The following is a 23381-nucleotide window of genomic DNA, read 5'->3' on the forward strand; positions in this document are numbered from 1 at the left end:
GGTGAGCCTATTCTCTCATGTCAGCGCAGCTGAGCCGGTCTTGACCTGCCGGGCCGAGTCCAGCAGTTCGGCTGCATGGGCCTTTGCTGAGGAGGAGTCCTCCATGCCTGCCAGCATCCGTGAGAGTTCGATGACCCGTTCGTCCTCGCTGAGTTCTCTGACCCCGGACATCACGGTCTCGGCGTCATCGTCCTTGACGATGGTCACGTGGGTGTCGGCCCAGGCCGCGACCTGCGGCAGGTGGGTGACGACGATGACTTGGGCGTTCTCGGCCAGCTTCGCCAGTCGTCGCCCGATCTCGATGGCGGCCTTGCCGCCGACACCGGCATCGACTTCGTCGAAGACGTAGGTGGGGATGGCCTCCCCTGCCGCGCGGACGACTTCGATGGCGAGCATCACGCGTGAGAGCTCACCGCCGCTGGCGACCTTGCCGATGTCGTCTCCGGCCGAGGAGTCGTGCGGAGCGAAGGTCAGTCGCACGTCGTCACAGCCGTGGGCTGCCGGTTCTCGGTCGGTGAGTTCGAACGTCACCTGGGCCTTCGGCATCGACAGGGCTGCCAGTTCTGCGCTCACGGCGCGGGAAAACGAGGCGGCGGTGGCCGTTCTGATCTCGGTCAGTCCGCGTGCGGCCTCGACCATTGCGCTGTGGGCTTCGTCGAGTTCGGCGTCGAGCTGGTCGAGGTCGCGGTCATCGGCTTCGAGTTCTGCCAGTTCCTGAGCTGATCGGGTTTCGAAGTCGAGGACTTCGGTCACGTTCTGGCCGTAGGCTGCCAAGGATCCGAGTTCGGCTCTGCGGGCCTCGGTCTCTTCCAGTGAGGTCTCCCCCAGTTCGTCGAATCCGGTGAGGTAGGAGCTGAGCTCCGCGGCGGAGTCGGACAGGCGCAGGACGGCGTCGTTGAGGGCGGCCTTGATGCGGGCCAGTTCCGGGTCCGCGGATTCGACGTCGGACAGGGCGCTGATCGCCTGGTGTACGTGGTCGACGGCAGCACCGGCGTCGTCGAGTTCGCTGCCGAGCAGGAGGTCGTGGGCGCTGCCGACGGCCTGCGTGATCTCGGCGGCGGCACCGAGTTTCGCGGCCTGCGCGGTCAGGGCTTCGTCTTCGCCTGGAACCGGGCGCACCTTGTCGATGGCCTCGAGGCAGCCGTTGAGCCATAGGATCCTCTCCCGCCTGGCAGCGGTGCTGTCCTTGATGCGGGCGACCTTGGTCTGGGTCTCGCGCCAGTTCTCAAATGCTGCGTGGTATTTCTTGGCCACTGCTTCGAGTTCGGGGCCGCCGGCTGCGTCGAGGAGCTGCCGCTGTTGGGCGGGGCCTTTGAGTCGCAGCTGTTCGGACTGTCCGTGCAGGGTGATGAGCTCATCGGAGATCTCGGTGAGCACGGAGATGGGGACGGTGCGTCCGCCGGCGGTGGCGCGGGCGCGGCCCTTCTGGGCCACGGTGCGGGAGATGATCGCTTCGTCTTCGGCGCTGCCGCCTGCCTCTTCGATGCGGGAGCGCACGGAGTCGGTGACGGAGGAGAAGATGCCTTCGACCTCGGCCTTCTCGGCTCCCTTGCGGACCACTCCGGAACCGACCTTGCGGCCCATGAGCAGGCTCAGTGCTGAGACGAACATCGTCTTGCCGGCACCGGTCTCACCGGTGACGACGGTGAAGCCTGTGGAGAGTTCGACCTCTGCTTCGGCGATCACGCCGAGGTGGGAGATCCTCAGTTCGGAAATCATCTACGCCTCCTCGATCGGTCCCCGCCAACCGGAGACGGGCAGTCGGAACTTCGCCACCAATCGATCGGTGAAGGGACCGGTGTGCAGCCGGGCCAGTTTGATCGGGGACTGTGAGCGCTTGGCTTCGATCCGTGCCCCGGCGGGCAGCTCCAGGGCTCTGCGTCCGTCGCACCACAGGACTGCTGAGAAGTCGGGGTTGCGTGGGGAGATCTCCACGCCGAGGCGGGAGTCGGGGTTGACGACGAGAGGTTCGGTGAAGAGGGCGTGGGCTGAGATCGGGATGAGCAGCAGTGCTTCGACCTCGGGCCAGACTATGGGTCCACCGGCAGAGAACGCGTAGGCGGTCGATCCGGTCGGCGTCGCCAAGATCACTCCGTCACAGCCGAAGGAGGACACAGGGCGGGCGTCGACGCCGAGGACGACGTCGATCATGCGGGCCTTGGAGGTCTTTTCGATGGTGGCTTCGTTGAGGGCCCAGGCGTTGTAGATCGCCTCCCCTTCGTGCCAGACGGTGACGTCGAGTGCGAGGCGCTCCTCGACGAGGTAGTCACGTTGGGAAGCTCGGTGGACCGCCTCGGCGAGGTCCTCTCTCTCGCTTTCGGCGAGGAATCCCACATGCCCGAGGTTGACGCCCATGAGCGGTACGCCGGACCCGTGGAAGCGTTCGGCCGCGCGCAGGATCGTGCCGTCGCCGCCTAAGACGATGACGAGTTCGCATCTGGTCTTCCAGATCGCCAGCTCGGCTGGGTCGATGACCTCGCAGCGGCTGAGCAGCTCCTGCTGCACGTCGGCGTGGGAGCTGCGTTCGGCGAAGTTGAGGACCTCTTCGTCGAGGACGACTGGGGTGATTCCGTCGTCGAGGAGCGCCTTCCACACGCTCACTGCTGCCACTGCTGATTCCTCGCGCTGGGGGTGCAGCAGCACCATGATGTGTCGGCTCACGGCTCTCCTCTCATGATCTGATCCAGATGGGTTTCGATGTCCGCCTCGTTGAGCCTATCGGACTCGGTTCGTGTTTTCCCTGGTCGAACACGCAGGAAATACTCCCGGTTTCCGCTCGGACCTGGGAGGACGGAGGGCGCGATGTCGGTTACGCGAGCCTCGTGTTCGCTGATGCCGGCGAGGACGGAGTCCAGGGCGCGGCGCCGTTTGGTCGCGGTCGCCACGACCCCGTGTTTGTCGAGTGCGCCTCGGGCGAGTTCGAATTGGGGTTTGACCATGAGGAGCAGTTCACCAGTGGGTCGTGTGGCTGCCAGCAGCGGGGCCAGCAGGAGGCGCAGGGAGATGAAGGACACGTCGGCGACGACCAGGTCGACCTGCGGTACGTCGGAGTCGGCGAGCTCGCGGAGGTTAAGGCCTTCCCGGACGTGGATACGAGGATCCTCGCGGAGTCCGGCATCGAACTGGTCGTGTCCGACGTCAACGGCCCAGACCTCTGCTGCGCCGCGGTGGAGCAGGACCTGTGTGAAGCCTCCGGTGGAGGCGCCCGCGTCGAGTGCGGTCAGTCCTGTGACGTCATCGATTGAGAATGATTCAAGCGCGCCGAGGAGTTTGTGGGCACTGCGTGCCACCCACGGGTCGGGTTCTGTGACGCTGAGCTCATCGGAGTCGGACACAAGTTGCGAGGGCTTCGACACTGTGTGGCCGTTGACGCTGACGCGTCCGGCGGCGATCTCTCTTGCCGCACGGGAGCGTGTGGCGATCAGTTCCCGTTCGACCAGTTCGCGGTCGAGTCTGCTCACAATGAACTCACCTGCGAGTCGAGGTCATCGAGGAGTGCGGAAAGCTGTTCGTGCCGTTCGGCACTGGGTGCCTCGCCGATCTGTTCGAGGTCGCGACGCCAGGCTTCGACCGGCACATCACCGTTGACCGAGGCCGGCGTCGGTCCTGGTGCGGGTGTCGGTCCGGGTGCCGGCGCTGGAGTCGGTGCGGCAGGCTGCTGTGGCTCGTGGCTCGGTTCAGTCATGGATCCTCCGTGGCAGATTCCCTGGAGCCACGTCCTCGCCGCGGTCCATCGCCTCCCATGCTAATCGGAGTGCGCTCTCGACCGTTGAAACACTGTCCTGGGCAGACTCGTCCACACGGAGTTCACCGTCGACGATCTGACATGCTGCCGGCCCCGGAGTCGCGTCCGACGCTGGTTGCGCGCTGCCGGCGATGAGCCTCGGCAGGCTCCGCAGGCTGGGCAGGATGTAGGTGGGGCGCAGCTCGGAACTCGCGTGGAGTGCATCGTGGATGTCGTGGACGCCGGTGAGGACGAGTGCGGTTTCGAATCCGGCCGAGTTGCCGCCTTCGATGTCGGTGTCGAGACGATCGCCGACCATGAGGGGTCGTTGGGCTCCGCACCTGTGGGCTGCGAATTCCATCATGTGCGGAGAGGGTTTGCCGACGACGGTCGGTTGAGCACCGGTGAGTTTGGAGAGCATGTCGATGAATGCCCCATTGCCTGGGACTCGGCTCCTGGGCCCGACCATCGAATAGTCGGGGTTGGTTGCCCACCATTCGATGCCTGCAGTGATGGCCTCGCAGGCGGCCACGATCCGCTGATAGGAGATCTCCGGGTCGAGCCCCTGGGCGATGGCCACTGGGCCATCATCGAGGGTGCGTGTGACCCGCAGGCCCTCGGATTCCAGCGCGGTTGCCAGTCCGGTGGTGCCCACCAGGTAGATGAGTGCGCCGGTCCCGAACTTCGCGGCGAGCTTCCCCGCCAGCACCTGCGCCGAGGTGGTCACCTCAGCCGTTGTCGTGCTGATTCCCAGCGTGGAGATGTGCTCGGCCACCACCTCGGCGGTGCGGGTGGCATTGTTCGTCACATAGCTGACGGGGATGGACTGATCGTGGAGGAAGTTGATGCCCTCCACGGCTCCGGAGATCGGTTCCGGACCGTGGTAGACAACGCCGTCGAGGTCGAACAGCACACAGTCGATCGGTGCGCCCGATTCCTCAGGCGCACGTCGATCGACTAGTGCTGCTGCATTGGCGACTGGCGTCACTGATGACCGTTCAGCCGATACGAGACGTTCGTCTCCTCTGAGCTCGCGTTGTCTGCAGGCTTGAGGCTCGTGCCCGATTCTTCGGGTTCCGCGTGAGCTTCTTCGTCGGAGGTCTCGGAAGTCTCCTCATCGGAAGCGGCGCTTTCCTCGGCGTCCTCGAGAAGTTCGTCGAGTTCAGCTTCGATCTCCTCGTCAGAGACCTTGACCTTCTTCAGTTCCTTCTCTGAGACGTGCGTCTTCGACTTCGCCGGAACGTGATCGTCTCCAGCCGCGTCAGCAACGGCATCTGTGATGGCGTTGTCTGCGACGAGGCTGGCTGTAGGGGAATCGTCGGCCTCGGCGTCGCCAGCGTCCTCGTCGAACTCTGCTTCGCCCGCACCCTCAGCGTCTGCGTCGTCGAAATCGACATCGTCGGCGCCTGAACCAGCCGCGGTCGAAAGTTCGGTCTCGGCATCGTCGAACTCAGCGTCTTCGAGTTCTGCAGCGTCCCTGTTGTCAACGTCAGCCATGCCAACAGCATCAGCATCGTGTGCCGAGCCGTACTCAGCCTCAGCAGGAGCATCGTCGAGTGAGGCAGGCTCGTCATCTTCGATCTCTTCGACGGTCTCGATTTCCACGCCGAGGTTGGGGTCTGGCTCTTCGTCCCCGAAGAGAGTGCCCGTGGCCTTGGCAGTGCGACGCGAAAGCTCCTCGTACTTGTCGGCCATCTCGGTTTCTCCGTGCAGGCGCAGCACTTCGGAATATGCGGCCATCAGTCGCACCAATGCACCGCTTGGCTTCTGGGTGAAGTCCTCGGCTTCGATCAGAGCGCGTGCGCCCTTGAGATCGCCGAGGTCCGATTTCGCTCCGGCGGCCACGATGACGAGTTCGGTGCGAGCATCGTTGTCGAGGTCGAGCTCTGCTGCCGACTCGAACAGTTCAAGTGCCTTCTGAGGCTTCTCACGGCCACGTTCGGCATCGGCGATGAGCGCGATGTTGTCGTCCGAACCGGAGATGCGACGGTGAGTGCGCAGTTCGCGCACCGCCTCGTCGTACTTCTCCACGTGGTAGGCGGCAATGCCGAGGGCTTCTCGGACGAGACCGACGCGACCCGCGCGAGCCATGGCTGCCTTTGCGTGTTCGTAGGCGCGTTCCGGATCGACGTCCAGGAATCCTCCGGCGGAGACGAGATGCTTGGCAACTGCCGCAGCATTCTCTTTGTCGAGGGAACGCAGCTGGCCCAACAGCTCCTTGTCGAGCTCCTTGCCGGTGACCTCTTCGGGGATCGGCGGTTCTTGGATCCGCGGACGACGGGCACGCTGCTCGCGTGCGTATTCACCGGTGTCGGTTGACCGAACGGCCCTACGGTCGTTGTTGTTGCGACCGAATCCACCGCGATCGCTGCCGCCGCCTTCACGGCGTCGGTCTCCTCCGCGGTCATTACGGCGATCGCCCTGGTATCCCCCACGACGATCGTCCCGACGGTCACCGCTGAAGCTGCGACGCTCACCATCATTGGAGCGGTTGCCCTGGTACCCGCCACGGCGCTCACCATCGTTGCTGCGGTTGCCCTGGTAGCCCCCACGGCGTTCACCGTCATTGGAGCGATTGCCCTGGTAACCACCGCGACGTTCACCGTCATTGGAGCGATTGCCCTGGTAACCACCGCGACGTTCACCATCGTTGGAACGTATTGCTTGACTATCCGCCACGGCGTTCACCATCTTGGAAGCGGTTACCTGGTAACCACCGCGACGCTCACCATCATTGGAGCGGTTGCCCTGGTACCCGCCACGGCGCTCACCATCGTTGGAACGGTTACCCTGGTAACCACCACGACGTTCACCGTCGTTGCTGCGGTTTCCCTGGTATCCACCACGACGTTCACCGTCGTTGCTGCGGTTTCCCTGGTATCCACCACGACGCTCGCCATCATTGGAGCGATTGCCCTGATAGCCTCCACTGCGCTCACCGTCATTGCGACGGTCGCCGCCGAAGCTGCGACGCTCACCATCGTTAGAGCGATTGCCCTGGTAACCGCCGCGACGCTCGCCATCGTTCGAACGGTTACGTTGGTAGCCTCCACGACGCTCACCGTCATTGCGACGATCACCACCGAAGCTACGACGTTCACCATCGTTAGAACGGTTGCCCTGATAACCACCGCGACGTTCACCGTCGCTGGAACGGTTACCTTGGTAGCCGCCTCGGCGGTCGTCGCGACGATCGGAGTTACGTGACCCGCGCTCGTCCCTGGACTGGTGAGAGTCCTGTCGACGATTGTGATTGCTGTCGCGATCTGAGCGGCGCCCGCCGTCCGAACGGCGGTTGTGCTGGCTGTCTCGCGAATCCCCTGGGGCCACGATTCTCCCTATAAAGTCTTTTCAATGATTCCGCACCATTCTAGTCCACTCGAAACGGGTAAGTCCTGTGCGTGGGAACACGTATTTATGGTGAACCGAGCACAGCAACAGAGCCGATAAGCTCTCATAAGCCGCATGAGTCCTGGTCGAGGAAAAGTATCCGACGGGCTGCCCGCAGCCCCGATCGACCACGCAAGCCGTCGGCGAACGATTAGACCGACGCCACTCCTATTAGGAGTTTGGGTCCGACAAAGCCCTGGGGACGTTTACAAACGCTCTGTTAGAATCGTGGCGAACCGTCCCGCTGGCAGTGGCCTGCGGAGACGTACGGTCATCTCATCGAGGTCAGTAGAGGATTGATGAAGCCTGGTGTTGAGGATTCGAGCATGATGGTCAATTCCTTGTGCTCGCCCACATCAATTGCATTATCATCGCGCCAAACTACAGCGGCAATTAAATGCATTCGGTATGCACCTGCAAATGGCCAACATCATTTCAGTCACCACACCACGATTGCCAGTCCGATCTATACCGGTAACTTACTTCCGACATTTGTGCTCATTGTCACCGTAGCCGCCGAGCCCGGAACGACGGAGAGCGCTCGACGCGATACCGAGATTGCATACAGTCCCGAGCCCACCCGCGGTCATACGAGTGTCGGCAACCCATACTGCTCAGTCCCCCATAGGCGCCTTCTGACGCCCGCTTTCTGTGATCCGGTTCATTCGATTAAGCATCGGATGCCCCTGTTCGCATATCGTGGCTATCGGAAGCGCCACCACCAGCGGAAAGAGGAGGCATGCTCACAGTTCTGACTCCCCCGCCCACAACAGTGGACTGGCCAATCTCGAACTCAATCTCAACGACTTTCACCATCAAGGAATAGGAGACATCGTGCCCAACACGCTTTTCATCGATGGACAGTGGGTTTCGGCCCAGAATGGCGGGATCAGAGAGATCCATAATCCTGCCGACGGCAGCTTCGTCGCCGAGGTGGACGAAGCCAGTCCAGCTGACACCGAACTCGCAATCGCTGCCGCACGTCGAGCCTATGACTCGGGCGTCTGGGCAAGCGTGCCCGCCAGCGAACGAGGCGACCTTCTCCTCAAGTTCGCTTCGGTCCTGCGTGAGCGCAAGGCCGAGTTCGCTCGTGCCGAGTCCCTTGACACCGGCAAGCGCTACGTCGAGTCCGAGATCGACATGGACGATATCGCCAACTGCTTCGACTACTTCGGCAAGCTTGCCGCCAATGATGCAGGCCGCGTCGTCGACGCCGGAACCGACACCGTCGCCAGCCGCATCGTCCACGAACCAGTCGGCGTCTGCGCTCTCATCACACCGTGGAACTACCCGCTGCTGCAGGCCGCATGGAAGATCGCACCGTGCCTGGCAGCCGGTAACACGTTCATCCTCAAGCCCGCCGAGCTCACCCCGCACACGGCGATCCTGACGATGCAGGTGCTCGAAGAGCTGGGACTGCCCGCAGGTGTGGGCAACCTGATCCTCGGCGCCGGCGCCGATGCAGGAGCACCGCTGTCGACACATGAGGACATCGACATGGTCTCCTTCACCGGTGGCCTGGTCACGGGACGCCTGCTCGCAGCCAACGCAGCAGCAACCGTGAAGAAGATCGCCCTCGAACTCGGCGGCAAGAACCCGAACGTCGTCTTCGCCGATGCCGACTTCGAGGCCGCTGTCGACAACGCGCTCAACGCCGCATTTGTCCACTCCGGTCAGGTCTGCTCTGCAGGTGCCCGTCTCATCGTCGAAGAATCGATCGCCGAGAAGTTCGTCGACCGCCTTGTCGAGCGTGCTCAGCAGATCCGCCTCGGCGGACCCTTCGATGACAACGCCGAAACCGGACCGCTCATCTCCGCAGCCCACCGCGACAAGGTCACCGCCTACGTCGACAAGGGCGTCGCCGAAGGCGCTCGTGTGCGCTGCGGCGGCACATGGGGCGAAGGCGAACTGGAAAAGGGCTACTACTACCTGCCCACCATCCTCGACCAGGTCAAGCGCGGAATGTCCGTTGTCTCCGACGAAGCCTTCGGCCCAGTCGTCACCGTAGAGACCTTCTCCACGGTCGACGAGGCCGTCGAGATCGCCAACGACACCTACTACGGTCTCGCCGGTGCGGTCTGGAGCCAGGATGCCGGCAAGACCCAGCTGGTCGCCCAGCGCCTTCGCCACGGAACCATCTGGATCAACGACTTCCACCCCTACCTGCCGCAGGCCGAGTGGGGCGGATACAAGCAGTCAGGCTCCGGACGCGAGCTGGGACCGACCGGTCTGGCCGAATACCAGGAAGCCAAGCACATCTACCAGAACCTCGAGCCCGCCGTCACCGGCTGGTTCCCCGATCACAGCAAATAAGGAGAGTCAGAACGTGGAAACAACTCATAGCTTTGACTATGTCGTCGTGGGCGGAGGCTCCGCGGGTGCAGCTGTGGCAGCACGTCTCAGCGAGGATCCCGACGTCAGCGTCGGTCTGCTGGAAGCGGGCCCGACCGATGTCGGCGAGGACGTCATCCTCAGCCTCAACCGCTGGATGGAACTGCTCGAGTCCGGCTTCGACTGGGACTACCCCATCGAGGAGCAGGAGCACGGCAACTCTCATATGAGGCATGCCAGGGCGAAGGTCCTCGGCGGCTGCTCCTCGCACAACTCGTGCATTGCTTTCTGGGCACCGCGTGAGGATCTCGATGACTGGGAGACAAAGTTCGGCGCCACCGGGTGGGGGTCGAAGGACACCTTCGGCCTGTACAAGAAGCTGGAGAACAACGAGCTTCCCGGTGACCACCACGGTCATGATGGCCCCGTGCACCTGATGAATGTGCCGCCGAACGATCCCTGCGGTGTTGCCCTGCTCGACGCCTGTGAGCAGGAGGGCATCCCCCGCGTTCAGTTCAACGAAGGTGAAACCGTCATCAACGGTGCCAACTTCTTCCAGGTCAACCGCAAGGCCGACGGCACACGTTCGTCCTCCTCGGTGTCCTACCTGCACCCGATCCTCGACCGTGAGAATCTCACGATTCTCACCGACACTCAGGCCAAGGTCCTCGAGTTCGATGAGCAGGAGAACTGCACCGGCGTCCACGTCGTCAACAACGCCTTCGGTCACACCAAGCGCATCGAAGCCAAGCGGGAAGTCATCGTCTCCTCTGGTGCGATCAACACCCCGCAGCTGCTGATGCTCTCCGGAATCGGACCCAAGGACCACCTCGCCGAGCTGGGTGTCGATGTTCGCGTCGATTCGCCGGGAGTCGGTGAACACCTGCAGGACCACCCCGAAGGTGTCATCGCCTGGGATGCTAAGAAGCCCATGGTCGACGACTCCACCCAGTGGTGGGAAGCCGGCATCTTCACCCCCACAGAGGAGGGCCTGGACCGCCCTGACCTGATGATGCACTACGGTTCCGTGCCGTTCGACATGCATACCCTGCGTCAGGGATACCCGACGTCGGAGAACACCTTCTGCCTGACACCCAATGTCACGCATGCCCGCTCACGCGGCACCGTGCGTCTGCGCTCGCGTGACTTCCGGGACAAGCCCCACGTCGACCCTCGGTACTTCACCGATCCAGAGGGCCACGATATGCGCGTCATGATCGCCGGCATCCGCAAGGCTCGGGCCATCGTCGCCCAGGACGCCATGTCCGAGTGGGCCGGTGAGGAACTGTTCCCCGGCAAGGATGTGCAGACCGATGAGCAGATCGAGGACTACATCACCCGCACCCACAACACCGTCTACCACCCGGTGGGAACAGCACGCATGGGTGCCGCCGATGACCAGTCGTCGCCGCTGGATCCCCAGCTGCGGGTCAAGGGCGTCAACCGCCTCCGCGTCGTCGATGCTTCGGCCATGCCGGAGATCACGACGGTCAACCCCAACATCACGGTGATGATGATGGGTGAGAAGTGCGCTGAAATGATCAAATCAGGATCCTGATACCTCGCCTCCTGGCGCTGAGCGGTCGAGACCGAACAGTGCTCTGACGCAAGGAGATGGACCGTCTGGGAGGGCTCCGCTGACAAGCGGGGCCCTCCTCGTCATCTGTCAGGCGAGAAGCTCATCGCCAGGGGCTCAGTCCAAGCAGCCGAGTTCGGACGGCGATGCTCAGGTTGATGGATAGAAAAAGCGACTGGCCACACCTGACATGCAGGTATGGCCAGTCGCTTTGCCCGTCCTAAGCGGGACTCAGCACCTCACTCGGATGAGGATGGGCGATCCGGCTCACTCTTCGCGCTGCCCGTCCGGCTGGCCAGCGTTCCGTAGCGTTTCTTCTTCTTTCCATCTTCAGAGATGTAGGGGTCGCGGAACTCCGGCGCCGGCTCAACAGCTTCGGGAGCAGTCACGACCTCTTCCTCATCGTCGTATTCATGAGCGAAGACGTCGTCTTCATCGGCCCTGCGCTCGACCTCTTCGGGTGGGAGCACCTTCTTCCACTTGCGCATTCGCACTCGTGGCAGTTCACCGGCGTCCTCACGCAACGCTCGCATGAGGGCGTAGATCTGGAAGTACGCGATGATGAAGAACGGGAGCCCGACGAGGATGATCGTCGACTGCAGTGCCTCGAGTCCACCCGAACCGGAGAAGACGAGCAGCGCCGCGGTGACAACGGCAATAGCCAGAGCCCAGAATATTCGCTGCCCCAGCGGATTGAAGTCTTCGTGACCGTTGTTCATCGTGTCCACCACGAGAGCCGCAGAGTCCACCGAGGTGACGAAGAAGATGATCACCAAGATGATGGCGATAACGGACACTGGCGCAGCTAGCGGGTAATGCTCGAGGAATGCGAACAGCGCACCAGGGACATCACCCTGTTCCACGACGCGATCGACGAGTCCACCACCCTGATTGAACTCGATGTCAAAGGAAGCGTATCCGAAGACTCCGAACCAGATGACGGAGAAGGCCGACGGAATCGCGAGAACTCCGATGACGAACTGCCTGATGGTACGACCGCGGGAGATCCGGGCGATGAAGATACCCACGAAGGGCGACCAGGTGATGGTCCAGGCCCAGTAGAAGACCGTCCAGGTGTTCTGCCAGCCTGTGTCGGCGAAGGTGTCATTCCACAGTGCCAATTCCGGAAGCGTCTGGATGTAGGTGCCCAAGGATTCGAAGATGCCGCGAGCCATGAACAAGGTGGGCCCGAGGACGATGATGAAGATCAGCAACAGAACAGCTACCACGATGTTGATGTTCGACAACACTTTGATGCCCTTGTCCAGACCCATTGACACAGAAATAGTCGCCAAGCCGCAGACCACGCCGATGATGATGAGCTGCCAAAGTGCATTCTCCGGGATGCCGATGACCTGGGCCAGACCACCGTTGATCTGCAGTGTGCCGAGACCGATGGATACCGCAATACCGAAGACGGTGCCGATGATGGCGACAACGTCAATGAACTTGCCGATGGGACCATGGATCTTCTCACCGAGGATCGGCTGGAAGATGGAGCTCACACGCGGTGGCAGGTTCCTCTTGTGAATGAAGTAGGCGAAGCACAACGCCGGCAGGGTGAAGATCGTCCAGGTATGTAGGGTGAAGTGATAATAGGTGAAGTTCATCGCGTCGGTGGCAGCTTCGACCGTACCGGGTTCGATGCCCAAGGACCCACGAGGTGGGTCGCCGAAGTGGCTGACCGGTTCCGCGACTCCCCAGAACATGAGGATCGATCCGATGCCGGCGGCAAACAACATCGCGAACCAGGCACCATTCGAGTGCTCCGGTTCCTCGTTGTCCGGGCCGAGCTTGGCCCGACCGTACCGTGATGCGGCTATGTAGATGAGGAAGACCAAAAAGACGGTGACGCCGAGGATGTAGAACCATCCGAGGTTCGTCAGCAGCCAGTCCGACGCGACAGAGACACCACTGTCGAGAGCGTCGGTGAAAAAGATCGTGGCGAGCACGAACAGAATGATGACCGCGGCTGACGAAAAGAAGATCGCCGGGTTGGTCCGGAGCCTAAGGGTATCGTGCAGACGGTTGAGCATGAGCGGTACCTTCCTACGTGTTGTGACCACCACACTACCTATACAGTCCATCATTGTGGACTGAACCACGCGTAGGAATTTGGGAAAGTTCAACCGATGGTCAGGCCCAGAATTGAGAGAATCTCCTGCTCGCAGGCGCTCCGAGACCTCGAAGCCGTGAATGAAGAATGGTGGAGGAGCCTCCCCTGATTGGAGTCAGGAAACACTCCCCCACCACACCGATCGTGAATGCAGGGAAGGGGCCACCCCACCAAAGTGGAATGACCCCAACCAAAAACAAGTTGGCCACCCTGTCAACGACAGGATGGCCAACCTAAAGAATATTGCGGCAGTCACCTACTCTCCCACAACCACCAAGTTGCAGTACCATCAGCGCGAATGGGCTTAGCTACCGGGATCGGAACGGTTAACCGGGCGTTTCCCCACCACTATCACCACCGCAAAACCAACAAACCACCACCACCCGAATCAAAAAGACTCAAGAGTGTAGTAGCGGTCCAAGAACCGTACAGCGAACGCGAACACCACACACAATGTGACTCGTTAATATCTCGTAAAACCCATAGCGTGAAACACGCACACACCAACCAAACAAATGGGTTGATGAGTGATCGGCGTATTAGTACCAGTCAACTCCACACCTCACAGTGCTTCCATACCCGGCCTATCAAACCCATAATCTATAGGACACCTCACCCCAACTTAATGGGTTGGAAATCTCATCTCGAAGCAGGCTTCCCGCTTAGATGCTTTCAGCGGTTATCCTTCCCGAACGTAGCCAACCAGCCATGCACCTGGCGGTACAACTGGCACACCAGAGGTTCGTCCGTCCCGGTCCTCTCGTACTAAGGACAGGCCTCCACAAATTTCCTACGCACGCAGCGGATAGGGACCGAACTGTCTCACGACGTTCTAAACCCAGCTCGCGTACCGCTTTAATGGGCGAACAGCCCAACCCTTGGGACCGACTACAGCCCCAGGATGCGACGAGCCGACATCGAGGTGCCAAACCATGCCGTCGATATGGACTCTTGGGCAAGATCAGCCTGTTATCCCCGAGGTACCTTTTATCCGTTGAGCGACCACGCTTCCACAAGCCATGGCCGGGTCACTAGTCCCAGCTTTCGCTCCTGCTCGACACGTCCGTCTCACAGTCAAGCTCCCTTGTGCACTTACACTCGACACCTGATTGCCAACCAGGCTGAGGGAACCTTTGGGCGCCTCCGTTACTCTTTAGGAGGCAACCGCCCCAGTTAAACTACCCATCAGGCACTGTCCCTGAACCCGATCAGGGTCCGAAGTTAAGAAATCCAGAATAGTCAGAGTGGTATTTCACTTGACGACTCCACCACCACTAGCGTGATAGTTTCACAGTCTCCCACCTATCCTACACAAACCACACCGAATCCCAATACCAAACTATAGTGAAGGTCTCGGGGTCTTTCCGTCCTGCTGCGCGTAACGAGCATCTTTACTCGTAATGCAATTTCGCCGAGTTCGTGGTTGAGACAGCAGAGAAGTCGTTACGCCATTCGTGCAGGTCGGAACTTACCCGACAAGGAATTTCGCTACCTTAGGATGGTTATAGTTACCACCGCCGTTTACTGGGGCTTAAATTCTCCGCTTCACCCCTAACGGGGTTAACGAGTCCTCTTAACCTTCCAGCACCGGGCAGGCGTCAGTCCGTATACATCGACTTACATCTTCGCACGGACCTGTGTTTTTAATAAACAGTCGCTTCTCTCTGGCCTCTGCGACCACCACCAGCACATCACCAAGCAAGTTGGCTTCACCAGGATGGTCCCCCTTCTCCCGAAGTTACGGGGGCATTTTGCCGAGTTCCTTAACCACGATTCTCTCGATCACCTTAGTATTCTCTACCTGACCACCTGTGTCGGTTATAGGGTACGGGCAACACACAACCTCACGCCGATGCTTTTCTCGGCAGCATAGGATCACCAGATCACCCCACCACAAGTGGGGCGCCCATCAGCTCTCACACTATGAGTGGGGACGGATTTACCTACCCCCACATGCTACGACCTTAGACCACGACTACCATCGCGTGGCCTGGCTACCTTCCTGCGTCACACCTCGCGCTTACCGACTCCACACTCAGGTCCCACAGAATCCTTCAACCAGACACCCGAAGGCATCACGGAAGAACACCGAGGTTAGTATCGTGTGTTTTGGTATTGACGGTTATGCGTCGGTACCAGAATATCAACTGGTTGTCCATCGACTACGCCTGTCGGCCTCGCCTTAGGTCCCGACTTACCCAGGGCGGATTAGCCTAGCCCTGGAACCCTTGGTCATCCGGTGGACGGGTTTCTCACCCGTCTTTCGCTACTCATGCCTGCATTCTCACTCGTACCGGCTCCACCACTCGTTCACACGGCGACTTCACTGCCAGCACGACGCTCCCCTACCCAACACCCCACCATTACGGCTATAAGGGGTGCTGCCACAACTTCGGCGGTGTACTTAGCCCCGCTACATTATCGGCGCTCAATCACTTGACCAGTGAGCTATTACGCACTCTTTCAAGGATGGCTGCTTCTAAGCCAACCTCCTGGTTGTCTTCGCAACTGAACATCCTTTCCCACTTAGCACACGCTTAGGGGCCTTAGTTGATGGTCTGGGCTGTTTCCCTCTCGACAATGAAGCTTATCCCCCACTGTCTCACTGCCACGCTGAACCTTACCGGCATTCGGAGTTTAGTTGACGTCAGTAACCCGGTGGGGCCCATCAGCCATCCAGTAGCTCTACCTCCGGCAAGAACCACGCAACGCTGCACCTAAATGCATTTCGGGGAGAACCAGCTATCACAGAGTTTGATTGGCCTTTCACCCCTAACCACAGGTCATCCCCTCCATTTTCAACTGAAGTGGGTGCGGGCCTCCACGCGCTCTTACACACGCTTCACCCTGCCCATGGCTAGATCACTCCGCTTCGGGTCTAGGACACGCGACTCAAACGCCCTATTCGGACTCGCTTTCGCTACGACTACCCCTCTCGGGTTAACCTCGCCACGCACCGCTAACTCGCAGGCTCATTCTTCAAAAGGCACGCCATCACCCCAACAAGGAGGCTCTGACGGATTGTAAGCACATGGTTTCAGGTACTATTTCACTCCCCTCCCGGGGTACTTTTCACCATTCCCTCACGGTACTATCCGCTATCGGTCATCAGGAAGTATTTAGCCTTACCAGGTGGTCCTGGCAGATTCACACGACATTCCACGAGTATCGTGCTACTCGGGCAAACACATATCGTCGGGGCCACATGTTTCGTCTACGGGACTCTCACCCACTCCGGTACTGTTTCCCACCAGCTTCGACTACACGCAGCACACATCAACGACTCGGTCATGCTGGACCGAACACGCATTCCCCACAACACCGCATACGCAACACCAGCACGTTTGACACGCACACGGTTTAGGCTGATCCAGTTTCGCTCGCCACTACTCCCGGAATCATGTTTTATTTTCTCTTCCTACGGGTACTGAGATGTTTCACTTCCCCGCGTTCCCTCCACACACCCTATATATTCAGATGCGGGTCACCACACTCTCATGTGGCGGGGTTTCCCCATTCGGACACCCTCGGATCACAGCCCGTTTATCGGCTCCCCGAGGCTTATCGCAGATTTCCACGTCCTTCATCGGCTCCTGATGCCAAGGCATCCACCATGCGCTCTTACACACTCATCACACCCAAAAAATTTGGTTGCAAAATGTGTGTGCGAAAATTTCACACTAAGATTTCACAAGAAAAATCACATTACATAACAACCCAAACAAAGTTCGGGCTGTTGATGCTCGCGTCCACTATACGATTCTCAAACCACTACCAAACACCACCCACACCCACACAACCGAAGGCTGCTGGTCTGGACGGGTTGGTCCTGTTGGTTGAAACCACACCCAACCATTGCTGGTTGGTTTGTGATTCCAGGACCCAATAACGTGTTCGTTCTAGCCCACCATCATCACACCGTCGACAAGGCATGAACCTTAACGACGCTGTGCGGGTTGAGCGAAAATAATGATGTTCCACCCTTGAGCTCCCAACCGGCACCACGTACGGGTGACACGTTGGGGTTCTTATGTGTGCTCCTTAGAAAGGAGGTGATCCAGCCGCACCTTCCGGTACGGCTACCTTGTTACGACTTAGTCCCAATCACCAGTCCCACCTTAGACGGCCCCCTCCACAAGGGTTGGGCCACCGGCTTCGGGTGTTACCGACTTTCGTGACTTGACGGGCGGTGTGTACAAGGCCCGGGAACGTATTCACCGCAGCGTTGCTGATCTGCGATTACTAGCGACTCCGACTTCACGTAGTCGAATTGCAGACTACGATCCGAACTGAGACTGGCTTTAAGGGATTCGCTAAAACCTCGCGGTCTCGCATCTCTCTGTACCAGCCATTGTAGCATGCGTGAAGCCCAAGACATAAAGGGCATGATGATTTGACGTCATCCCCACCTTCCTCCGAGTTGACCCCGGCAGTCTCCTATGAGTTCCCACCATCACGTGCTGGCAACATAGAACGAGGGTTGCGCTCGTTGCGGGACTTAACCCAACATCTCACGACACGAGCTGACGACAACCATGCACCACCTGTACACCAACCCCAAAGGGGAGGAACTGTTTCCAGAACGGTCTGGTGTATGTCAAGCCTTGGTAAGGTTCTTCGCGTTGCATCGAATTAATCCGCATGCTCCGCCGCTTGTGCGGGCCCCCGTCAATTCCTTTGAGTTTTAGCCTTGCGACCGTACTCCCCAGGCGGGGCACTTAATGCGTTAGCTACGGCGCGGAGAACGTGGAATGTCCCCCACACCTAGTGCCCAACGTTTACGGCATGGACTACCAGGGTATCTAATCCTGTTCGCTCCCCATGCTTTCGCTCCTCAGTGTCAGTTACAGCCCAGAGTCCCGCCTTCGCCACCGGTGTTCCTCCTGATATCTGCGCATTTCACCGCTACACCAGGAATTCCAGACTCCCCTACTGCACTCTAGTCAGCCCGTACCCACTGCACGCGCAACGTTAAGCGTTGCGTTTCCACAGCAGACGTGACCAACCACCTACGAGCTCTTTACGCCCAATAATTCCGGACAACGCTTGTACCCTACGTATTACCGCGGCTGCTGGCACGTAGTTAGCCGGTACTTCTTCTGCAGGTACCGTCACCCCGAAAGGCTTCTTCCCTGCTGAAAGCGGTTTACAACCCGAAGGCCGTCATCCCGCACGCTGCGTCGCTGCATCAGGGTTTCCCCCATTGTGCAATATTCCCCACTGCTGCCTCCCGTAGGAGTCTGGGCCGTGTCTCAGTCCCAGTGTGGCCGGTCGCCCTCTCAGGCCGGCTACCCGTCGTCGTCTTGGTGAGCCATTACCTCACCAACAAACTGATAGGCCGCGAGCCCATCCCCAACCGAAAAAACTTTCCACCATCACACATGCGAGTCATGGTCATATCCGGTATTAGACCCAGTTTCCCGGGCTTATCCCGAAGTCGGGGGCAGGTTACTCACGTGTTACTCACCCGTTCGCCACTCATCCACCCCGGTGCAAGCACCAGGGCTTCAGCGTTCGACTTGCATGTGTTAAGCACGCAGCCAGCGTTCGTCCTGAGCCAGGATCAAACTCTCCATAAAAAAATTATGTTACGAATGAATCCCAGCAAGACAGCCAACCAACGATCACGGGGTGACCGAGGCTGACCAATTAATCATGTCCACACATGCTGGCGTGACCACCCGGCGAGGGGAGGCCACAAATGTGTGAACATGTGATTGTCTTACCAGAAATACTTAATGTTTCTGGCATCACTATTTGTTCAAACAAACACGCTATTGGATTCTCAAACCACAAACACTCACCCATCACCACAGACCCAATTATTGGGGCGTGTTCACTGGGGGTGTCAGTTTCAATTGTTGGCTGCCACCAACATTTTCCGTGTGGACCAGACAAACTGTGTTTGTGCTGGTCACACCCGGTGAAAACTGTTCTCGAAGAGTTCGTTTTCTGCGGGGCAACGAGATACAACTCTAGACCAGGCCAGCCTCTGCGTGCAACTCGAAACCGGACCTTTGGCTGTGACACCCGTCACCGGAGCCTCATCGGGCCTCTTGTTCCCCGAATTCTAGGGTTCAGTCCCTACATGCGGGTCTTTGTTGCGTGGCGCCGGGCTCAGGCTCCGCGGTACCCGGGCATGAGGGAGTCGCTGTCGACGATCTCTTTGCCCAGGGGCATCAGCGAGACGGGGATGAGTTTGATGTTGGCCCATCCCAGTGGGATCCCGATGATGGAGACGAACAGCGGGATCGAGGTGACCACGTGCCCGATGGCCAGCCAGATGCCGGCGACGATCACCCAGATGATGTTGCCCAACGTCGTTGCGATACCCGCCGGCCTGGTTTCGATGACCTCACGGCCGAAGGGCCAGAGCGCATAGTTGCCGATCCGGAAGGAGGCGATCCCCCAGGGGATGGTGACGATGAGGATGCAGCAGATGATGCCGGCAAGGTAGTAGCCGAGCGCCAGCCACAGTCCGCTGAAGATGAACCAGATGATGTTGAGCAGTGTTCTCATGTTCTCCTCGTTTCGACGTAGTACTGATATCAGTCTCGGTCACAACGCCGGTTGATGCCATGAGGCTGTCCAGATATCTCACGAATGACATCCCCCAGAGCTTCGAACTCCCGAAGTCTCAACGCGCCAGTCCGAGTACCGGTACAAATGAATGACTTGTCATTGACGATCACAAGTCATTCGCTTGTCCATTGCAGCTCGCCGTCGATTCCGGTGCTTTCACCGTGTCGACGGTGAATACGACGACACCGTGCCCTCGAATTGATCAAGGGCACGGTGTCGTCGGCAGTCATGGAGCTCAGCTGATGATGTCAACTGCCCCCAGGGTCTTCTTTCCACGACGCAGGAGGATCACTCCTCCGCCTTCGGTAGGGAGCACCTCGGTGGGGGTCAGGGTCTGGTCGTCACCGGTGACCTTGACGTTGTTGACGTAGGCACCGCCGTCCTTGATGGCTCGACGTGCCTCGCCCTTGGACTTGACGATGCCGGCGGTCACGAACGCGTCGGCCACGGGTACACCCTCGGCCAACTGGGCCGAGCTGACATCGCCGCGAGGAAGTTCGGATGTCGCAGCCCCCAGGGTGGAGGCATCGAGACTGGCCAGCTCTCCCCCACCGAACAGGGCAGAAGCCGCAGCGATCGCCTGCTCGTATTTCTCCTTGCCGTGGACCAGAGTCGTCACATCCTCGGCCAGCACCTTTTGGGCCAGGCGAGTGTGTGGAGCCGCGGTGAACTCGGCCTCGATCTGCTCAATCTCCTCGAGCGAACGGAAGGAGAACACCTTGAGGTACTTCACGACATCGCGGTCATCGGCGTTGAGCCAGAACTGGCTGAACGCGTATGGGCTGGTCAGGCTCTCGTCCAACCACACGGTGCCGGACTCGGTCTTGCCGAACTTGGTGCCGTCGGCCTTGGTGATCAGCGGTGTGGCCAGGGCATGGACACTGTGCTGTTCGACGCGGCGGATGAGGTCGACACCCGAGGTCAGGTTGCCCCACTGGTCGGAACCACCGGTCTGCAGGGAGCAGCCGTAGCGGCGGTGGAGTTCGAGGTAGTCGTTGCCCTGCAGCACCTGGTACGAGAACTCCGTGAAGGAGATTCCTGCTTCGCTGTTGAGGCGAGCCGAGACCGATTCCTTGGCCAGCATTCGGTTCATCGGGAAGTGCTTGCCGATGTCGCGGAGAAAATCGATGGCCGACATCTCGGATGTCCACTCGTAGTTGTTGACGACCTGCGCGGCATTCGGACCGCTGAAGTCGAGGAACTTCTCGACCTGTGCCCGGATCTTTTCCAACCATTCCTCGACGACCTCGCGCGGGTTGAGCGTGCGTTCTCCCGACATGCGGGGGTCACCGATGAGCCCGGTTGCCCCGCCGACGAGTGCCAGCGGGTTGTGCCCGGCCTTCTGCAGGCGAGCTGCGGTGATGAGCTGGACCAGGTTGCCCATGTGCAGGCTGGGTGCGGTGGGATCGAAACCGACATAATAGGTCAGCGATTCCTCATTGAGAGCCTTCTGCAGGGCGGCTTCGTCGGTCGAAACCGAGACGAGGCCACGGGCCTTGAGTTCACTGAAGATGTCGGTCACTTCGGTCCTTTCAGATGTGTATGAAGTGTCGGCGAGAAGCCGACGAAGTCAATTCTACGGGTTGTGCTGAGGTATTCCCTCACGCCTGGGTGCACCGGAATCCTTTTCAGCGATACACTTCACGTCGATGCCCAAGGTGCAAGACCAGCACGAGAAGTTCCCCATCGTCTACGTCATAGATGATCCTGTAATCGCCGACCCGAATCCGAAGTTCCCCGTCACCGCCCTTGAGCTGAATACTCCCCTTTGGACGAGGATCCTCGGCCAGTTGACCGATCGCAGCCAGCAACCTCCGTGCTACAGGCTGATCGAGCTTGCGCAGCGTCCTCGCCGCCGATGAGACGTACCTGATCGAGTAGCCCATCGAGGAAGCTCAGATGCCAAGCTCTCGGACGAGGTCCTCGTGAGCGACCTGTTCGGACTCATCACGCGCCGCGGCGGCAGATCGAATATCAGCCTGATCCTCCAATGCCTGCAGAGCACGATCATAGAACTCCGGAGACACAACGACAGCACGACGGCCCGCCCCGCGCGAGGTGATCTCGACGGGCTCGCGCTGCGCAGCGGCAATGTAGTCACTCTGCTGATTGCGGAACTGGGATAACGTCACTGAACTCATAACACCAAGCGTACAACTTGTACAAGTTGTACACAATGCTCAACAGCGTCCCTGGAATCGTTTTCCTTCGAAAAGAAGGACGCTCACACGCTCCGAGCCGAATCGGCGAACTCGCGCAGCTTTGCAACCTCGGCTTTCGCATTGGCCAGCTGCTGGTCCACGGCGGACCGGGCGGTTCCGCCCTTGGAGCTGCGGGAGTCGACCGACCCGAGAGTGGTGAGCACTTCGCGGACGTCTGGCGTCAGGTGTTCGGAGATGCCGGCGAATTCTTCGTCTGTGAGATCCCACAGCTCGGCATCCTTCGACTCGGCCAGCTGCACGCATTCCCCGGAGAGTTCGTGGGCGATGCGGAAGGGCACGCCCTTGCGGACGAGCCATTCGGCGATGTCTGTGGCCAAGGCGAATCCGCGCGGTGCCAGGTAGGCCATGCGTTCGGTGTTGAACTTCAGCGTGGCGACCATGCCGGTGAAGGCCGGGAGCAGAAGTTCGAGGGTGTCGGTGGCGTCGAAGACCGGCTCTTTGTCTTCCTGCAGGTCACGGTTGTAGGCCAGCGGCAGCGCCTTGAGCGTGGAGAGCAGCCCGGTGAGGTCACCGATGAGGCGACCGGACTTTCCGCGCGTCAGCTCGGCGACGTCGGGGTTCTTCTTCTGCGGCATGATCGACGAGCCCGTCGAGTACGCATCGTGGAGGGTGACGAAGGAGAATTCCTTAGTCGCCCAGGCGATGACTTCCTCGCTCAGACGGGAGAGATTGATGCCGATCATCGTGGTGATGAACAGGTACTCGGCGAAGACATCGCGACCTGCGGTGCCGTCGATCGAGTTCTCTGCCGAGTCGTTGAAGCCCAGATCTGCGGCCACAGCCTGTGGGTCGAGACCCAGCGACGATCCGGCCAGGGCCCCCGAACCGTAGGCAGAGATGCCGGCACGCTCATCGAAGTCGACGAACCGGGCGACGTCACGCAGCAACGGCCATGCATGGGCCAACAGGTGGTGGGCCAGGAGCACAGGCTGTGCGTGCTGCAGGTGGGTGCGACCGGGCATCGGCGCTTCGGGGTGCTCTTCAGCCTGGGCGATGAGGACCTCGACGGCGTCGAGGACCAGACTGGCCAGATCACGAGCGTGATCGCGCAGGTACATGCGCCCCAGGGTCGCGATCTGGTCGTTGCGGGACCGGCCGGCACGCAGTTTTCCGCCGAGGTCAGCTCCGGCGATCTCGATGAGTCCGCGCTCGAGTGAGGAGTGGACGTCCTCATCCGATTCGGCGGCAACGTATTCGCCGGTTTCGACGCGGCGGCCGAGTTCGTCAAGTGCCTCGGTCATTCCCTGCAGCTCGTCGTCGCTGAGCAGACCCGAGCGGTGCAGCACCTTTGCGTGGGCCTTCGAACCGGCGATGTCGTAGTGGGCCAGACGCCAGTCGAAGTCCGTCGATTTGCTCAGTGCGGCCAGTGCATCGGCCGGGCCGTCCGAGAATCGTCCGCCCCATAGGCTCAGTCGTTCGCTCACAAAAGGTCCTTCCCCA

General features: G+C 60.1%; 15 protein-coding genes and 3 rRNA genes. 3 read left to right on the forward strand and 15 right to left on the reverse strand.

The window, feature by feature from the left end; all coding sequences use genetic code 11:
* Positions 1 to 15: 15 nt before the first annotated feature.
* From recN to PGC08_RS12245, 6 genes are read right to left on the reverse strand one after another with little or no spacing between them, the layout of a single operon-like run.
* The gene (gene recN / locus PGC08_RS12220; RefSeq protein ID WP_096146996.1) at positions 16 to 1719 is read right to left on the reverse strand and encodes a DNA repair protein RecN; all 1704 of its coding nucleotides are present in this window, start codon (positions 1717 to 1719) and stop codon (positions 16 to 18) included.
* Positions 1720 to 2661, reverse strand: coding sequence for an NAD kinase (locus tag PGC08_RS12225; protein WP_271708496.1), 942 nt, complete (start codon positions 2659 to 2661; stop codon positions 1720 to 1722).
* Positions 2658 to 3461: a TlyA family RNA methyltransferase gene (locus tag PGC08_RS12230; RefSeq protein WP_271708497.1), complete on the reverse strand. Its 804-nt coding sequence runs from the start codon at positions 3459 to 3461 to the stop codon at positions 2658 to 2660. Before PGC08_RS12230 ends, PGC08_RS12225 begins: the two co-directional genes overlap by 4 nt.
* Positions 3458 to 3685 carry a hypothetical protein gene (locus PGC08_RS12235; RefSeq protein ID WP_069600344.1) on the reverse strand — a complete coding sequence of 76 codons (228 nt, stop codon included), beginning with the start codon at positions 3683 to 3685 and terminating at the stop codon, positions 3458 to 3460. Before PGC08_RS12235 ends, PGC08_RS12230 begins: the two co-directional genes overlap by 4 nt.
* Positions 3678 to 4712: an HAD-IIA family hydrolase gene (locus tag PGC08_RS12240; protein WP_271708498.1), complete on the reverse strand. Its 1035-nt coding sequence runs from the start codon at positions 4710 to 4712 to the stop codon at positions 3678 to 3680. The genes PGC08_RS12235 and PGC08_RS12240 overlap by 8 nt, the downstream gene beginning before the upstream one ends.
* Positions 4709 to 6403 carry a hypothetical protein gene (locus PGC08_RS12245; RefSeq protein WP_271708499.1) on the reverse strand — a complete coding sequence of 565 codons (1695 nt, stop codon included), beginning with the start codon at positions 6401 to 6403 and terminating at the stop codon, positions 4709 to 4711. Before PGC08_RS12245 ends, PGC08_RS12240 begins: the two co-directional genes overlap by 4 nt.
* On the opposite strand from PGC08_RS12245, the gene PGC08_RS12250 reads away from it, so the two are divergent.
* The 3 genes from PGC08_RS12250 to PGC08_RS12260 all read left to right on the forward strand — a co-directional run bounded on the left by PGC08_RS12250 (position 6389) and on the right by PGC08_RS12260 (position 11003).
* Positions 6389 to 6931, forward strand: a complete 543-nt coding sequence (locus PGC08_RS12250) for a hypothetical protein (RefSeq protein ID WP_271708500.1) — start codon at positions 6389 to 6391, stop codon at positions 6929 to 6931. The two genes, PGC08_RS12245 and PGC08_RS12250, sit on opposite strands and share 15 nt — an antisense overlap.
* Positions 6932 to 7948: 1017 nt before the next feature.
* Positions 7949 to 9427 carry an aldehyde dehydrogenase family protein gene (locus PGC08_RS12255; protein ID WP_271708501.1) on the forward strand — a complete coding sequence of 493 codons (1479 nt, stop codon included), beginning with the start codon at positions 7949 to 7951 and terminating at the stop codon, positions 9425 to 9427.
* Between the two features lie 13 nt (positions 9428 to 9440).
* Entirely contained in the window at positions 9441 to 11003 is a 1563-nt protein-coding gene (locus tag PGC08_RS12260; RefSeq protein ID WP_271708502.1) for a GMC family oxidoreductase, read from the forward strand.
* 257 nt (positions 11004 to 11260) lie between these two features.
* Here the strand turns inward: PGC08_RS12260 and PGC08_RS12265 are convergent, their stop codons facing one another.
* The 9 genes from PGC08_RS12265 to argH form a co-directional block, all read right to left on the reverse strand.
* The gene (locus PGC08_RS12265; RefSeq protein ID WP_271708503.1) at positions 11261 to 13057 is read right to left on the reverse strand and encodes a BCCT family transporter; all 1797 of its coding nucleotides are present in this window, start codon (positions 13055 to 13057) and stop codon (positions 11261 to 11263) included.
* A gap of 323 nt (positions 13058 to 13380) precedes the next feature.
* Positions 13381 to 13499: ribosomal RNA gene (gene rrf / locus PGC08_RS12270) — 5S ribosomal RNA — on the reverse strand.
* A 157-nt stretch (positions 13500 to 13656) separates the two neighbouring features.
* A 23S ribosomal RNA gene (locus tag PGC08_RS12275) occupies positions 13657 to 16772 on the reverse strand.
* A gap of 410 nt (positions 16773 to 17182) precedes the next feature.
* Positions 17183 to 18716, reverse strand: a 16S ribosomal RNA gene (locus tag PGC08_RS12280).
* Together the 16S, 23S and 5S rRNA genes form the textbook arrangement of a ribosomal RNA operon.
* A 538-nt stretch (positions 18717 to 19254) precedes the next feature.
* On the reverse strand, positions 19255 to 19656 hold the full coding sequence (locus PGC08_RS12285; protein WP_009885325.1) for a YccF domain-containing protein: 402 nt from the start codon (positions 19654 to 19656) through the stop codon (positions 19255 to 19257).
* A 298-nt stretch (positions 19657 to 19954) separates the two neighbouring features.
* Positions 19955 to 21241 carry a tyrosine--tRNA ligase gene (gene tyrS, locus PGC08_RS12290; protein ID WP_069600350.1) on the reverse strand — a complete coding sequence of 429 codons (1287 nt, stop codon included), beginning with the start codon at positions 21239 to 21241 and terminating at the stop codon, positions 19955 to 19957.
* 106 nt (positions 21242 to 21347) lie between these two features.
* A complete protein-coding gene (locus PGC08_RS12295) occupies positions 21348 to 21605 on the reverse strand; it encodes a type II toxin-antitoxin system RelE family toxin (protein WP_271708504.1) in 258 nt (85 codons plus the stop codon).
* A 9-nt stretch (positions 21606 to 21614) separates the two neighbouring features.
* On the reverse strand, positions 21615 to 21860 hold the full coding sequence (locus PGC08_RS12300) for a type II toxin-antitoxin system prevent-host-death family antitoxin (protein ID WP_101584913.1): 246 nt from the start codon (positions 21858 to 21860) through the stop codon (positions 21615 to 21617).
* A gap of 83 nt (positions 21861 to 21943) precedes the next feature.
* Positions 21944 to 23365, reverse strand: coding sequence for an argininosuccinate lyase (argH, locus tag PGC08_RS12305; RefSeq protein WP_271708505.1), 1422 nt, complete (start codon positions 23363 to 23365; stop codon positions 21944 to 21946).
* Between the last annotated feature and the right edge of the window lie 16 nt (positions 23366 to 23381).

The organism is Brevibacterium sp. BDJS002 (genome assembly GCF_028201555.1).
GTDB lineage: Bacteria > Actinomycetota > Actinomycetes > Actinomycetales > Brevibacteriaceae > Brevibacterium > Brevibacterium aurantiacum.

Bases quoted from the DNA above. Each gene is read 5' to 3' on its own strand.
- recN (WP_096146996.1), bottom strand. From the start codon at position 1,719: ATGATTTCCGAACTGAGGATCTCCCACCTCGGCGTGATCGCCGAAGCA.
- PGC08_RS12235 (WP_069600344.1), bottom strand. From the start codon at position 3,685: ATGACTGAACCGAGCCACGAGCCACAGCAGCCTGCCGCACCGACTCCA.
- PGC08_RS12295 (WP_271708504.1), bottom strand. From the start codon at position 21,605: ATGGGCTACTCGATCAGGTACGTCTCATCGGCGGCGAGGACGCTGCGC.
- PGC08_RS12285 (WP_009885325.1), bottom strand. From the start codon at position 19,656: ATGAGAACACTGCTCAACATCATCTGGTTCATCTTCAGCGGACTGTGG.
- PGC08_RS12300 (WP_101584913.1), bottom strand. From the start codon at position 21,860: ATGAGTTCAGTGACGTTATCCCAGTTCCGCAATCAGCAGAGTGACTAC.
- PGC08_RS12265 (WP_271708503.1), bottom strand. From the start codon at position 13,057: ATGCTCAACCGTCTGCACGATACCCTTAGGCTCCGGACCAACCCGGCG.